General features: G+C 65.5%; 10 protein-coding genes. 6 read left to right on the top strand and 4 right to left on the bottom strand.

Annotated elements, in window-relative coordinates; translation table 11 throughout:
• Positions 1–60: 60 nt before the first annotated feature.
• Positions 61–1,011 carry a sugar ABC transporter substrate-binding protein gene (locus tag H2509_RS18735; RefSeq protein ID WP_209002061.1) on the bottom strand — a complete coding sequence of 317 codons (951 nt, stop codon included), beginning with the start codon at positions 1,009–1,011 and terminating at the stop codon, positions 61–63.
• A gap of 347 nt (positions 1,012–1,358) precedes the next feature.
• Here H2509_RS18735 and H2509_RS18740 point away from each other — a divergent pair, with 347 nt between their 5' ends.
• Positions 1,359–2,183 (top strand): MurR/RpiR family transcriptional regulator, encoded by an 825-nt coding sequence (locus tag H2509_RS18740; protein ID WP_182167995.1) that lies wholly within the window; start codon positions 1,359–1,361, stop codon positions 2,181–2,183.
• A 61-nt stretch (positions 2,184–2,244) separates the two neighbouring features.
• Here H2509_RS18740 and iolG read toward each other — a convergent pair whose 3' ends face one another.
• Positions 2,245–3,252 carry an inositol 2-dehydrogenase gene (gene iolG, locus H2509_RS18745; RefSeq protein WP_182167996.1) on the bottom strand — a complete coding sequence of 336 codons (1,008 nt, stop codon included), beginning with the start codon at positions 3,250–3,252 and terminating at the stop codon, positions 2,245–2,247.
• Positions 3,253–3,459: 207 nt separating this feature from the next.
• Between iolG and H2509_RS18750 the strand changes: the two genes are divergently transcribed.
• Genes H2509_RS18750 through iolB form a run of 4 tightly spaced genes read left to right on the top strand, consistent with a single transcriptional unit; the run spans position 3,460 to position 9,046 of the window.
• Positions 3,460–5,394: a bifunctional 5-dehydro-2-deoxygluconokinase/5-dehydro-2-deoxyphosphogluconate aldolase gene (locus tag H2509_RS18750; RefSeq protein WP_182167997.1), complete on the top strand. Its 1,935-nt coding sequence runs from the start codon at positions 3,460–3,462 to the stop codon at positions 5,392–5,394.
• Between the two features lie 57 nt (positions 5,395–5,451).
• Positions 5,452–7,302 carry a 3D-(3,5/4)-trihydroxycyclohexane-1,2-dione acylhydrolase (decyclizing) gene (iolD, locus tag H2509_RS18755; RefSeq protein WP_182167998.1) on the top strand — a complete coding sequence of 617 codons (1,851 nt, stop codon included), beginning with the start codon at positions 5,452–5,454 and terminating at the stop codon, positions 7,300–7,302.
• Positions 7,303–7,346: 44 nt separating this feature from the next.
• Positions 7,347–8,231 carry a myo-inosose-2 dehydratase gene (gene iolE / locus H2509_RS18760; protein ID WP_182167999.1) on the top strand — a complete coding sequence of 295 codons (885 nt, stop codon included), beginning with the start codon at positions 7,347–7,349 and terminating at the stop codon, positions 8,229–8,231.
• An 11-nt stretch (positions 8,232–8,242) separates the two neighbouring features.
• Positions 8,243–9,046, top strand: a complete 804-nt coding sequence (gene iolB / locus H2509_RS18765; RefSeq protein ID WP_182168000.1) for a 5-deoxy-glucuronate isomerase — start codon at positions 8,243–8,245, stop codon at positions 9,044–9,046.
• Positions 9,047–9,049: 3 nt separating this feature from the next.
• Here iolB and H2509_RS18770 read toward each other — a convergent pair whose 3' ends face one another.
• Complete coding sequence (locus H2509_RS18770) at positions 9,050–10,393, bottom strand: MATE family efflux transporter (protein WP_182168001.1); 1,344 nt, start codon at positions 10,391–10,393, stop codon at positions 9,050–9,052.
• Between the two features lie 111 nt (positions 10,394–10,504).
• Here H2509_RS18770 and H2509_RS18775 point away from each other — a divergent pair, with 111 nt between their 5' ends.
• Entirely contained in the window at positions 10,505–11,407 is a 903-nt protein-coding gene (locus H2509_RS18775) for a histone deacetylase family protein (RefSeq protein ID WP_182168002.1), read from the top strand.
• Between the two features lie 11 nt (positions 11,408–11,418).
• Here H2509_RS18775 and H2509_RS18780 read toward each other — a convergent pair whose 3' ends face one another.
• Positions 11,419–11,691, bottom strand: coding sequence for a DUF6460 domain-containing protein (locus tag H2509_RS18780; RefSeq protein WP_182168003.1), 273 nt, complete (start codon positions 11,689–11,691; stop codon positions 11,419–11,421).
• Positions 11,692–12,477 lie beyond the last annotated feature (786 nt).

Genomic DNA, 12,477 nt, shown 5'->3' on the forward strand with positions numbered 1-12,477 from the left:
GACCCTAGTCATGTGCATTGACGGGCGGGGCGCGTGCCCCGCCCGTCAACGAGGCTTTTGTCAGCGAATCTCGCCGGCGAGCTTTTCGACCTGCGCGATATTGCTTTTGGTGACGAAGCCCGGCCCCGAATTCACGTGGCTGGCCGGGATCACGCCGTAGCGCGCGTAGTTGGTCAGGAAGACGACCGGCAGGTAGCCCTGCAGGTAGGGCTGCTGGTCGATCGCGAAAGCGATCACATCACCCTTGATCGCCTCGGCGATCTCGCCCGAAAGGTCGAAGGTGCCGAAATGCATGCTCCCCACAAGCCCGCCTTCCTGGACGGCGGCGATCGTCGGATGCGCGGAGGTGGGGCCGAGCGTCAGGATGCCGTTGGTCTCCGGATTGGCGCGCAGATAGGCCGAAACCTTGTTCTTGATCTCCGCCGGGTCCTGGCCGCTGTCGATCATCTGGTTGCCGAGTTCGACGCCGAGCGCATCGGCATAACCCTGGCAGCGTTCCACCGAGGCCGGATTGGTGATGTAGTGGTTCACGCAAAGGAATTTGGTGACGCCCGCTTCCTTGGCGCGCTTGCCCGCACCGAAGCCCGCATCATATTCCGGCTGGCCGACATGCAGCAGCGCATGCAGCTTTTCCGATTGCTCCTTGGTGCCGGAATTGATGGTGATCACCGGAATGCCCTTGTCCACCGCGCCATTAACCGGACCGGAAAGCACGTCGAAATCGGCAATCGTCACGATGATGCCGTCTGGGTTGGAAGCCGTTGCCTGCTCGACGATGCGGGCCATGTCGGCGAGATCGCCCGTCGGCGGGTTGCGGTATTCGACCGTCACGCCCATTTGCTCGCCGGCAATGTTGATGGCGTTCTTGATCGTATTCCACCAGCTGTCGGAATCCGGCGCATGGCTGACGAGCACGAAACGCTCGCCATCGGCATTGGCGGGCATCGCCGCCATGCCCAGCGTTCCGGCAAGCGCGACTGCGCCAAGCAGCATCCTGGACAGAGTTTTCATGTTTTCTCCTCCCGATAGGCTCGACCCGTAGGTCGCAGGTTCGTCCGGCGAGGTCCGCGGCTTTCCTAGACCGCCCCGCCGCAACCGTTTCCCGACAGCGACCCTCCCCGGTCGCCGGCGGGCAGTCCGTCACGTGCAACGCGATTTCGCCGCCCTGCACGTCATAAAAATGGAATATTCAATCCACGTCCATCTTTATATGGAATTTTTATTTCATTTATTGCCGGAAGGTGTCAAGCTGAAAAAGAATATGAGATAGAAGGGCCGCGCCGGCTTCCGCGGCTGGCGCCGCAAATCGGGCACGCGTCGAAGGCGCGCGCGGGCATGCGGGGCAAACGGGCAAAGCCATGAGCGAAAAATTCATTCCACCGCGTGATTACGACAGCCTCAAGACGCTGATGATCGCCCGCAAGCCGGACCTGCCCCGCCGGCTGGCGCAAGTGGCGGAATTCGCGGTGGCGAGCCCGGACGAACTGGCCTTCGGCACGGCGGCGACGGTCGCCGAAATGGCGGATGTCCAGCCCTCGACGCTGGTGCGCTTCGCCAAGTCGCTCGGCTATGACGGCTTCTCCGACCTGCAGACGGTCTTCCGCTCCCGGCTGCGCGACCGCTGGCCGGACTACGACGAACGGCTGGAGGCACTGCGCAAGCGGTCCGAGAACGACACGCATGCCCTGTTCGCGGACTTCTGCAATACGGCCGTCGCCTCGCTTCGCCGCCTGCAGGACGGCGTCGACCCCGAAGAACTGGAGCGCGCCGTCGCCATCCTCGCCAAGGCGCGGATCATCTATCTCGTCGCCCAGCGCCGCGCCTTCCCGGTCGCAGCCTACATGGCCTACGCCTTGAGCAAGATGCGCCTTCCAACCGTCCTTGTCGACAATGTCGCAAGCCTCGGGCCGGAACAGATGCTGGCCGCAGGTGCAGAGGATGCAATGGTCGCCATCAGCTTTACGCCCTACGCTCCGCTGACCGTCGAGATCGCCAACAAGGCGGCCGAGCGCGGTGTTCCGGTGGTCGCCATCACCGATTCCGCCTTCAGTCCGCTGGCGCATGGCGCGGCCGCGCGCCTCGACGTCGTGGAATCGGACCTTGGCGCCTTCCGCTCGCTTTCCGGCACGCTCTGCCTTGCCATGGCGCTTTGCGTGGCGGCGGCGGAGAAGAAGCGCGGCTGATCGGCGACAAAAAAACGGGGTGGCTCGATACCACCCCGCTTCAGGTGAACCGGTTGGTCGATCAGCTCCAGCTGAGCTTCACCGGTTGGGAGGACTTGGCCGATGCGGTCGCCGCGTCGGCAAGGATCTGCGCTTTCAGCCCGTCATGGCCATTGGGCCAGGTGGCCTGCTCGCCTTTGACAACGGCGATGAAGGCCGCAAGCTCGCGCCGATAGGCTGCCTCATAGCGCTCCAGGAAGAAGTTCTGCACCGGATCGGCGGTGATGCCGCCACCATTCGCCAGTTCGACCGTCGTTTCGTGGACGTTGCCCGCGCGCAGCATGCCCTTCGACCCGTGCACCTCGATGCGCTGGTCGTAGCCGTAGGTCGCCCGGCGCGAGTTGGAGATCTGCGCGATCCGGCCGGATGCCGTCTTCAAAAGCACCGCCGCCGTGTCCACATCGCCGGCAGCGCCAATCGCCGGATCGACCAGGGCCGAGCCCACCGCGTGCACTTCCACCGGATCCTCGCCCATCAGGAAACGGGCCATGTCGAGATCATGCACCATCATGTCGCGGAACAGGCCGCCGGAGCGCTCGATATAGGAAACCGGCGGCGGGGCGGGATCGCGCGACAGGATCGTCACCAGTTCCACGTCGCCGACGGCGCCGGTTTTGATGCGCGCCTTCAGGCTTGCGAAATTGGGATCGAATCGCCGATTGAAACCGACGAGCAGCTTCACACCCTTCGCCTCCACGGCGGCAAGCACCTTCCGGATCCGCCCGGCGTCCAGATCGACCGGCTTCTCGCACATGATCGCCTTGCCGGCATTCGCGGCGCGCTCGATGAACTCGGCATGGGTGTCGGTGGGCGACGCGATGAGGACCGCATTGGAGGTGCCCCCTTCCAGCGCCTCCTCAAGGCCGACCGCCTTGCTGCCGACCCTGGCGGCAAGCTCCTCGGCGGCTTGCGGGATCGCGTCGGCAATGCCGGCAAGGCGGATATCGCCATGCGACGACGCGCGCGCCGCAACATTGGCGGCATGGATCCTGCCGATCCTGCCGGCTCCGATCAGACTGAGGGAAATCAAGGCGTTGGCTCCTCCTGCGTTCACCTTCCCCCACACAGGAAAGGGAACAAATATTCCACGTTGACTAGATAATAGAATTCCTATTTCATTTGAGCAAGGATTTTCGCTGGCGCAGGCGAGCCAAAGGTGCGCCATGGATGCGCCATCAATGCGCGAGAAATGCGCCGGTTCGTGACATTTGCGGGCGCCGGCGGCGGGAGGAATGGAATGCCGGCAGAACGCTCGCTCGACGTCATTACGATCGGCCGCGCCTCGGTCGATCTCTATGGCCAGCAGATCGGGTCGCGGCTGGAGGATATCGGCACATTCGCAAAGTCGGTCGGCGGCTGCCCGGCCAATATCGCCATCGGCACGGCGCGCCTCGGCCTCAAGTCGGGCTTCATCACCCGGGTCGGCGACGAACAGATGGGCCGGTATATCCTGGAGCAGCTCCAGCGCGAGGGCGTCGAAACGAAGGGGATCGTCACCGACAGGGAACGGCTGACGGCGCTGGTGATCCTGTCGGTTCGCGACGAGGAAGCTTTCCCGCTGATCTTCTACCGCGAGAATTGCGCCGACATGGCGCTTGTCCCCGACGATATCGACCCAGACTTCATTGCCAGCGCCAAGGCGATCGTCGTCACAGGCACCCATTTCTCGAAGCCCGGCCCGGACGCGGCAAGCCGCAAGGCGATCGCCGAAGCGAGGAAGGCCGGCGTCAGGGTGGTGTTCGACGTCGACTACCGCCCCAATCTCTGGGGCCTTGCCGGCCATGACGCGGGCGAGAGCCGCTATATCGCCTCCGACACGGTTTCCGCGCATCTTCAGTCGATCCTGCCCGATTGCGACCTCGTGGTCGGCACAGAGGAAGAACTGATGATCGCCGGCGGTGCGCGCGAACCGCTGGACGCGATCCGGGCGATCCGCGATCTCACCGATGCCGTCATCGTCTGTAAGCGCGGGCCGATGGGCTGCGTCGTTTTCGACAGCGCCATCCCCGCCTCTATCGAGGACGGCATCAAGGGACCCGGCTTTCCCGTCGAGGTGTTCAACGTTCTGGGCGCGGGCGATGCCTTCATGTCCGGCTTTCTGCGCGGCTATCTGGCCGGCGAAAGCTTCGAGACCTGCGCCAAATGGGCGAATGCCTGCGGCGCCTTCGCCGTCTCGCGGCTGCTATGCTCGCCGGAAATCCCGACCTGGGAGGAAATGCAGTATTTCCTCACGCATGGCTCGCCCCATCGCGCACTGCGACTCGACGAGGATGTGAACCACGTCCACCGCGCCACGACCCGCCGCCCGCTTTACGAAGATCCGGCCTGCGATACGCTGATGGCCTTCGCCATCGACCACCGCGCCCAGCTTGAGGATCTCGCCGACCGGCTCGGCGCACCGCGCGAAAGGATCGCCGCCTTCAAGCGCCTTGCCGTCAAGGCGGCGACACGGGTCGCCGACGGGAGGCCCGGTTTCGGCATGCTTCTCGACGGCACCCATGGCCGGCAGGCGCTCTTCGACGCGCCGGCGCAGAATTTCTGGATCGGCCGCCCGGTCGAGGCGCCCGGCTCCCGACCGCTCGATTTCGACGGCGGCGGCTCGCTCGCCGCAAAACTCGTCGAATGGCCGGTCACCCATTGCATCAAATGCCTGTGTTTCTACCATCCCGATGATCCGGCGGATTTGCGGCAGAAGCAGGAGCGCGAACTGCTGCGCCTTGCCGATGCAGCGCACAGGATCGGCCGGGAATTGCTAGTGGAGATCATCGCCGGCAAGCATGGGCCGCTGGAACCCGACACCCTGCCGCGCGTGATGAACCGGCTCTACGACCTCGACATCAAGCCCGATTGGTGGAAGCTTGAACCGCAGGCGGACAAGGCGGCCTGGGACGCGATCGGCAAGGTGATCGACAGCCGCGATCCGCTCTGCCGCGGCATCGTCCTGCTCGGACTGGAAGCGCCGGAAGCGGAACTCGAGGCGGCCTTCGCCGCGGCCGCCGGCACGCCCCGGGTCAAGGGCTTTGCCGTCGGGCGGACGCTGTTTGCCACGGCGGCGGAGCGATGGCTGAGGGGCGATATCGACGACGAAGCGGCGATTGCCGACATGGCCACGCGCTTTTCCCGTCTGGCCGGCACCTGGCAGGCCCTGACCGCCAAGCGCCGCGCCGCCTGAGCCGATTGCAAAAAACAGAATTTGCGGCTTCGCCCGGCGAAGCCCGGGAGGATTGGAATGAAGACCCTTCGACTGACCATGGCGCAGGCGCTTGCGCTCTTTCTCAGCCGCCAGATGACGGAGATCGACGGCGCGAAAGTACCGATCTTCAAGGGCGTCTGGGCAATCTTCGGCCATGGCAACGTCGCCGGCCTTGGCGAAGCGCTCTACGGCCTGCGCGAGACGCTGCCGACCTACCGCGCCCACAACGAACAGGCGATGGCCCATGCGGCGATCGCCTTCGCCAAGGCCTCAGGCCGCCGCCGCATGATGGCCTGCACCACGTCGATCGGACCGGGCGCCACGAACATGGTCACCGCCGCCGCGGTTGCCCACGTCAACCGCCTGCCCGTCCTCCTTTTGCCCGGTGACGTCTTCGCCAATCGCCGCCCCGATCCGGTGCTCCAGCAGATCGAGGACTTCGGCGACGGTACGGTTTCGGCGAATGACTGCTTCCGCCCGGTCTCACGCTATTTCGACCGCCTGACGCGGCCCGAGCAACTAATGCCCGCCCTTCGCCGCGCCATGCAGGTGCTGACGGACCCGGCCGATTGCGGTCCGGTGACGCTTGCCCTGTGCCAGGACGTGCAGACGGAAGCCTTCGACTATCCCGAAAGCTTCTTCGAAGAAACGGTCTGGAACCAGCGCCGCCCCCGGCCCGACCATGGCGAACTCGACCGTGCCGTGAAGGCGCTGCTTGCCGCGAAGAAGCCGCTGATCGTGGCCGGCGGCGGCGTGCTCTATTCGCAGGCGTCGAAGGCGCTGGCGCATCTCGCCGAGACCTTCGCCATCCCGGTCGCGGAAACCCAGGCCGGCAAATCGAGCCTCCCCGCCAGCCATGTGCTGAACATGGGCGCGATCGGCGTCACCGGCACGAGCGCGGCCAACACGCTGGCCGAAGAGGCCGATGTGGTGCTGGCCGTCGGCACCCGCCTGCAGGACTTCACCACCGGCTCGCGCGCCCTGTTCAAGAATCCGGGCCGCAAGATCATCGGGCTGAATATCCAGCCCTTCGATGCCGGCAAGCATCACGCACTGCCGCTTGTTTGCGATGCGCGGGAAGGACTTGCCAATCTCGCCGGCGACCTTGCCGGATGGCAGGGCACGCCCGGCTGGGGCGCGAAGGCGAGCGCTCTCAAGCAGCAATGGGACGATGTCGCCATCGGCGTGACCGCCGCCCCCTCCAGCAACGTGCTGCCCTCCGACGCCCAGGTGATCGGCGCGGTCCAGCGCTTTGCCAACGACAACACCACCATGGTCTGCGCCGCCGGCGGCCTGCCGGGCGAGCTGCACAAGCTGTGGCAGGCAACCTCGCCGTTCAGCTACCACATGGAATACGGCTATTCCTGCATGGGCTACGAGATCGCCGGCGGCCTCGGAGTGAAGCTCGCTAGGCCCGACGACGAGGTTGTCGTGATGGTGGGAGACGGCTCCTACCTGATGATGAATTCCGAGATCGCGTCATCCGTGCAGCTCGGCCAGAAACTGATCGTCACGGTGCTCGACAATCGCGGCTTCGGCTGCATCAACCGCCTGCAGCGCGGCACCGGCGGCGCGTCCTTCAACAACCTGTTCGCCGATACCGAGCATGTGACGCTGCCCGACATCGACTTCGCCGCCCACGCGGCGAGCCTTGGTGCCATTTCCGAGAAGGTCGACGGCATCGGCGGGCTGAAGGACGCACTCGAACGCGCGCGCGGCAACGACCGCACCACGGTCATCGTCATCGACACCGATCCGCTGATCTCCACGTCGGAGGGTGGCCACTGGTGGGATGTCGCCGTGCCGGAGGTCTCCTCCCGTTCCGAGGTCGACGCTGCCCGCCGGAACTATGTCGAGAACCTCAAGGCGCAGCGGCTCGCCGACTGAAATCCAAGAACACAAATGGGCGAACACGCCTGACGGAGACACACATGAGCATTCGCATCGGCGCGAACCCGATCGGCTGGTCCAACGACGACATGCTGGAACTTGGCGGCAACATCCCGCTTGAACAATGCCTCACGGAGGCGAAGGCCGCCGGCTTCGAGGGCATGGAGCTCGGCAACAAGTTTCCGCGCGACGCGGCGAAGCTGAAGCCCATCCTCGACGCGCATGGCCTCGACCTCGTTTCCGGCTGGTATTCCTGCGAGTTGCTGAACCGCGACGCGGACGCCGAGATGGCGGCGATGCGCCCGCATCTCGACCTGCTGAAGGCCATGGGCTGCAAGGTGGTGATCGTCGCCGAGACGTCCAACGCCATTCATGGCGACCGCTCCAGGCCGCTGTCGGAGCGGCCGGTGCTGGAGAGCGACCGCTGGGAAGCCTTCGGCGCCCGCATGACGGAACTGGCGGAAAAGACCCTGAACGAGGGCCTGCGCCTCGTCTACCATCACCACATGGGCACGATCGTGCAGTCCTTCGAGGACATCAACGCCTTCATGGCGGCGACCGGCGACGCGGTGCACCTGCTCTTCGACACCGGCCACGCCCGTTGGGGTGGTTCTGAACCGGCGGCGATCGCCAGCATGCACAAGGCCCGCATCAGCCACATCCATTGCAAGGACCTGCGCGGCGACGTCGCTGCGCGCGCGGCGAGCGAGAACATGAGCTTCCTCGATGCGGTGGTCGAGGGCGTCTATACGGTGCCGGGCGACGGCGGCATCGATTTCGTCTCGGCGTTGAAGCCGCTGGCCGGCTATTCGGGCTGGGTCGTGGTGGAAGCCGAGCAGGACCCTGAAAAGGCGCATCCGGCGACCTATGCGAAGATGGGCTACGACAATCTGAGCCGGTACCTTCGCGAAGCCGGATTGATGTGAGGGAGAAGACCATGGCGAAGCTGCTGGTCAAGCCGTCCGCGCCCGACCGCGACGGCCGCGTGGTTCACGTCACGCCGGAGAGCGCCGGCTGGACCCATGTCGGCTTCAGCCTGCACAGGCTGAAGGCCGGCGAAAGCGTCGGCGCGGAAACCGGCGGGCGCGAAGCTTGCCTCGTCTTCGTGTCCGGCAAGGGCAGGGTCGGAGCAGGCAATAGCGACTTCGGCACCGTCGGCGAACGCATGTCGCCTTTCGAGGGCGGGCCGTGGTCGGTCTATGTGCCGGGCGACAGCCATTGGCAGGTGACGGCCGAAACCGACGTGGAATTGGCCGTCTGCACGGCGCCCTCCCTGAAGGGCGGGCTGCCGGCCCGCGTCATCCCCCCGGACGGCATTTCACGCGAGACCCGGGGCAAGGGCTCCAATATCCGCCATGTCGCCAACATCCTGCCGGAGACGGAACCGGCCGACAGCCTGCTGGTGGTCGAGGTCGTCACCCCGTCCGGCAACTGGTCGAGCTATCCGCCGCATCGCCACGACGAGGACGACCTGCCGCGCCAGAGCCTTCTGGAGGAGACCTATTACCACCGCCTCAACCCGCCGCAGGGCTTTGCGCTGCAGCGCGTCTATACCGACGACCGCTCGCTGGACGAGACCATGGCGGTGGAGGACGGCGACGTGGTGCTGGTGCCGAAGGGCTACCACCCCTGCGGCGCGCCGCATGGCTACGACCTCTATTATCTCAACGTCATGGCCGGGCCGAAGCGGGTGTGGAAGTTCCACAACGACCCGGCGCATGAATGGATGCTGAAGGCGTGAGGTTCAGGCCGCCGCCGGGAAGGTCTCGGCGGCGCGCCGGCTGCACATATAGCCCAGCGTGATGCCGCGAATGCCGAGGAAGATCTCCAGCGCCAGCCACAGGCCGTGATTGCCGAAGGGCGGGAACAGGGCCCAGTAGGCGGCGAGGAAAACGGCGAGGGAAAGCAGCATCATGTTGCGCATGTCGCGCGACCAGGTGGCGCCGATGAAGACGCCGTCCATCTGGAAGGCGACGACGCCGAAAAGCGGCGTCAGGGCCGCCCAGACGAGATAGGTGGATGCGGTGGCCCTCACCTCCTCCGCCGTCGTCATCAGCGCGACGATGGCATCGCCCGCCACAAAGAAGAACAGCGCGGCCAGCCCCGCCAGCACGAAGCCCCAGACGAGAGTAAGCTTCACCGCGCGGTCGAAAGCCGGCCGGTAGCGCGCGCCGACCGCCCGCCCCGCGATCTGCTCCGCCGCCGTGGCGAAGCCGTCGAGGAAATAGCCGCCGACGAGGAAGAACTTCTCCAGGATCGCATTGGCGGCGAGGATCGTGTCGCCCTGCACCGCCGAACGCGAGGTGAAGAAGCCGAAGGCGAAGAGCAGCGTGAAGGAGCGGATCATGATGTCGCGATTGACGGCGATCATCCGCCGGAACGCCGCCTTGTCCAGAACCTGTTGCCGGGACGGCAGCACTCCGTGCCGCATGGCGCGGGCGACGAGCGCGAGGCCGATCGCCGCGGCCGTCACCTCGCTCAGCACCGTCGCCGACGCGACACCGGTTATCCCCCAGTCGAAATGGAGCACGAAGACGAGCGAAAGCAGGATGTTGAGCCCGTTCAGCACCGTCTGCAGCACCAGCCCGACCCCGGCCTGCCCGCGACCGATGAACCAGCCGAGAACCGCGTAGTTGATCAGCGCGAAGGGGGCGGAAAGCGCGCGGACCAGGAAATACTGGCGCGTGGCCGCCTGCACCTCGCCGCTGCCGCCCATGACGAAAAGGCCCGCTTCCAGCATAGGCGCGCGAAGCAGCACCACGGTGAGGCCGAGGACAAGCGCAAGCAGCGCGGCGCGGAAGAACACCGCCCGCTCCTCAACGTGATCGACGGCACCGACCGCCTGCGCGGTCAGGCCCGTAGTGCCGGAGCGCAGGAAATTGCAGGTGGTGAAGACGAGGTCGAACAGGATGCCGCCGAGCGCGATGCCGCCGATCAGCGCCGCATCGCCCAGTTGGCCGATCACCGCCGTGTCGACGAGGCCGAGGATCGGCGTCGACAGGTAGGCGAGCGTCATCGGCAGGGCGATGAGGAGAACGCTGCGGTTGCTGACGTCGAAGGGGCGAATCGCGCCGACAGAAGAATCCATGTGGATGACCCGATCCGGAAAGGCCGAAATGGCGTATAGAACATTCCGTGAACCGTCAAGCGCTGGCGTTTTTCGGTTTTCTTTCGCCTTCAACCGGTTACCTTCGCCGACATGCCGCTGCCGATCATCCATCACCCCGCCTTTCGCGCCGAGTTGCCGGCCGGGCATCGCTTTCCGATGAACAAGTTCGCAAGGCTTGCCGAAGTGTTGCAGGAGGACGGCCTCGTCTGCCCGGAAGGCTTCCGCGCACCGGGTCCGGCCCCGGCGGAATGGGTGGCCCTCGCGCATGAGCGCGCCTATGTGGATCAGGTTTTCACGGGCGCCGTGCCGGCGCGAATCGCGCGCGAGATCGGGCTGCCGATCACCGAACAGGTGGCGATGCGCGCGCGCTGCGCCGTCGCCGGAACGGTGCTGACGGCCATGCTGGCGCTGGAACACGGCATCGCCTGCAACACCGCCGGCGGCAGCCATCACGCCCGCAAGGGCCATGGCGCGGGCTTCTGCGTCTTCAACGACGTGGCGGTGGCGATCCGCGTGCTGCAGGCCGACGGCACGATCGACCGCGCCCTCGTCATCGACCTCGACGTCCACCAGGGCGACGGAACGGCGGAAATCTTCGCCGGCGATCCCTCCGTCTTCACCTTCTCCATGCACGCGGCCAGGAACTATCCGGTGAGAAAGGTGCCTTCGAGCCTCGACATCGCCCTGCCCGACCGAACCGGCGACGAGACCTATCTGGAGGCGCTGGGAGAAGCGCTGCCGGACATCCTGAAGCGTTTCCGGCCCGATATCGTCTTCTTCAATGCAGGCGTCGACCCGCATGAGGAAGACCGGCTCGGCCGCCTTTCGCTTTCAGACCGGGGCCTTGAGGCGCGGGACCGTTTCGTCGTCCGCACCGTGCGCAACGCCGGCTTCCCGCTGGCGGGCGTCATCGGCGGCGGCTACCTGGCCGACATCGACCGGCTGGCCAGACGCCATGCGACGCTCCACCGCGTGGCGTCGGATTACATCTAAGCTATTAAACCTTATCTCTTTCCGAGATCCAGAACGCGCAGGACCAGCCAGACCGGCACGACCACCATGGCGCCAAGCACGAAATAGTGGCCGACCCTGCCGAGCGCCTCGAAGCCTGCCTCCCAGAGACGGCGGATGAAGGTGATGACCCCGTCGAGAAGATCGAGGGGATAAAGTCCGAGCGCCGACATCAGCACCCCGGCGACGAAGGAGAGGAACACGAGGCGGAGCAGGACACGGCCGGGCGAGCCGCCGAGAAAGCGTTCAAGAGTGCCGTTCGCCATAAATACTGCTTCCGTTTCTTTTCGTGTCCGATTCCGTCGCAGTCCGCCTCATATGTCCGGATGGGACGGTGAGAGCCGGAACGACGCGTCCCCCTCTAGATGGACGGTTTGTCGCCGCGTTTCAATCCGGTGCGGTGAGGCACTGCCTCTCCCCTCGTCTTCGCCGGGCCCAGACCCGGCGATCCATGGAGAGTCTGCGGCAAGGGGAGACGCAGATTGGATACGCGGGTCAAGCCCGCGTATGACGAGCCGAGAGGTTGCGGCAGAAGAGCACCCACAAGCTCTGTCATGCCCGGCTCGACCGGGCATCCAGTAGCCGCCAGCGCTGGAGATTTGGCCGCTGAGACAGGTGTTTACTGGATCCCCGTTTTCACGGGGATGACATCAGGGTATGTGGCAAGCGCTTGTCCCAACCTCGACCATCGGATGACGCACAGCCTCTCCGCTCGTCATTGCCGGGCCCAGACCCGGCGATCCAAGGGCGGTGGTACACGATGCAGGCGCCGCGTGGATACGCGGGTCAAGTCCGCGTATGACGAGCCGAGAGGTTGCGGCAGAAAGGCAGCCGCACGCCCTGCCATGCCTGCGCAGCCGCACATCCTGTTGCGGACCAATGGGCCCACAATCTCTGTCATGCCCGGCTTGACCGGGCATCCAGTAGCCGCCAACGCCGGAGATTTGGCCACTGAGGCAGGTGTTTACTGGATCCCCGTTTTCACGGGGATGACATCAGAGTTTGGGGCAGGCGCCAGCCTCGCTCCTCAACTGTCGGATGACGCACTGCCT

This window comes from Stappia albiluteola, from assembly GCF_014050225.1.
GTDB classification, from domain to species: Bacteria; Pseudomonadota; Alphaproteobacteria; order Rhizobiales; family Stappiaceae; genus Hongsoonwoonella; species Hongsoonwoonella albiluteola.

Excerpts from the sequence above, each read along its gene's own strand:
- H2509_RS18735 (WP_209002061.1), bottom strand. The coding sequence starts at position 1,011 with ATGAAAACTCTGTCCAGGATGCTGCTTGGCGCAGTCGCGCTTGCCGGA.
- H2509_RS18740 (WP_182167995.1), top strand. The coding sequence starts at position 1,359 with ATGAGCGAAAAATTCATTCCACCGCGTGATTACGACAGCCTCAAGACG.
- H2509_RS18750 (WP_182167997.1), top strand. The coding sequence starts at position 3,460 with ATGCCGGCAGAACGCTCGCTCGACGTCATTACGATCGGCCGCGCCTCG.
- iolD (WP_182167998.1), top strand. The coding sequence starts at position 5,452 with ATGAAGACCCTTCGACTGACCATGGCGCAGGCGCTTGCGCTCTTTCTC.
- iolE (WP_182167999.1), top strand. The coding sequence starts at position 7,347 with ATGAGCATTCGCATCGGCGCGAACCCGATCGGCTGGTCCAACGACGAC.
- iolB (WP_182168000.1), top strand. The coding sequence starts at position 8,243 with ATGGCGAAGCTGCTGGTCAAGCCGTCCGCGCCCGACCGCGACGGCCGC.
- H2509_RS18770 (WP_182168001.1), bottom strand. The coding sequence starts at position 10,393 with ATGGATTCTTCTGTCGGCGCGATTCGCCCCTTCGACGTCAGCAACCGC.
- H2509_RS18775 (WP_182168002.1), top strand. The coding sequence starts at position 10,505 with ATGCCGCTGCCGATCATCCATCACCCCGCCTTTCGCGCCGAGTTGCCG.
- H2509_RS18780 (WP_182168003.1), bottom strand. The coding sequence starts at position 11,691 with ATGGCGAACGGCACTCTTGAACGCTTTCTCGGCGGCTCGCCCGGCCGT.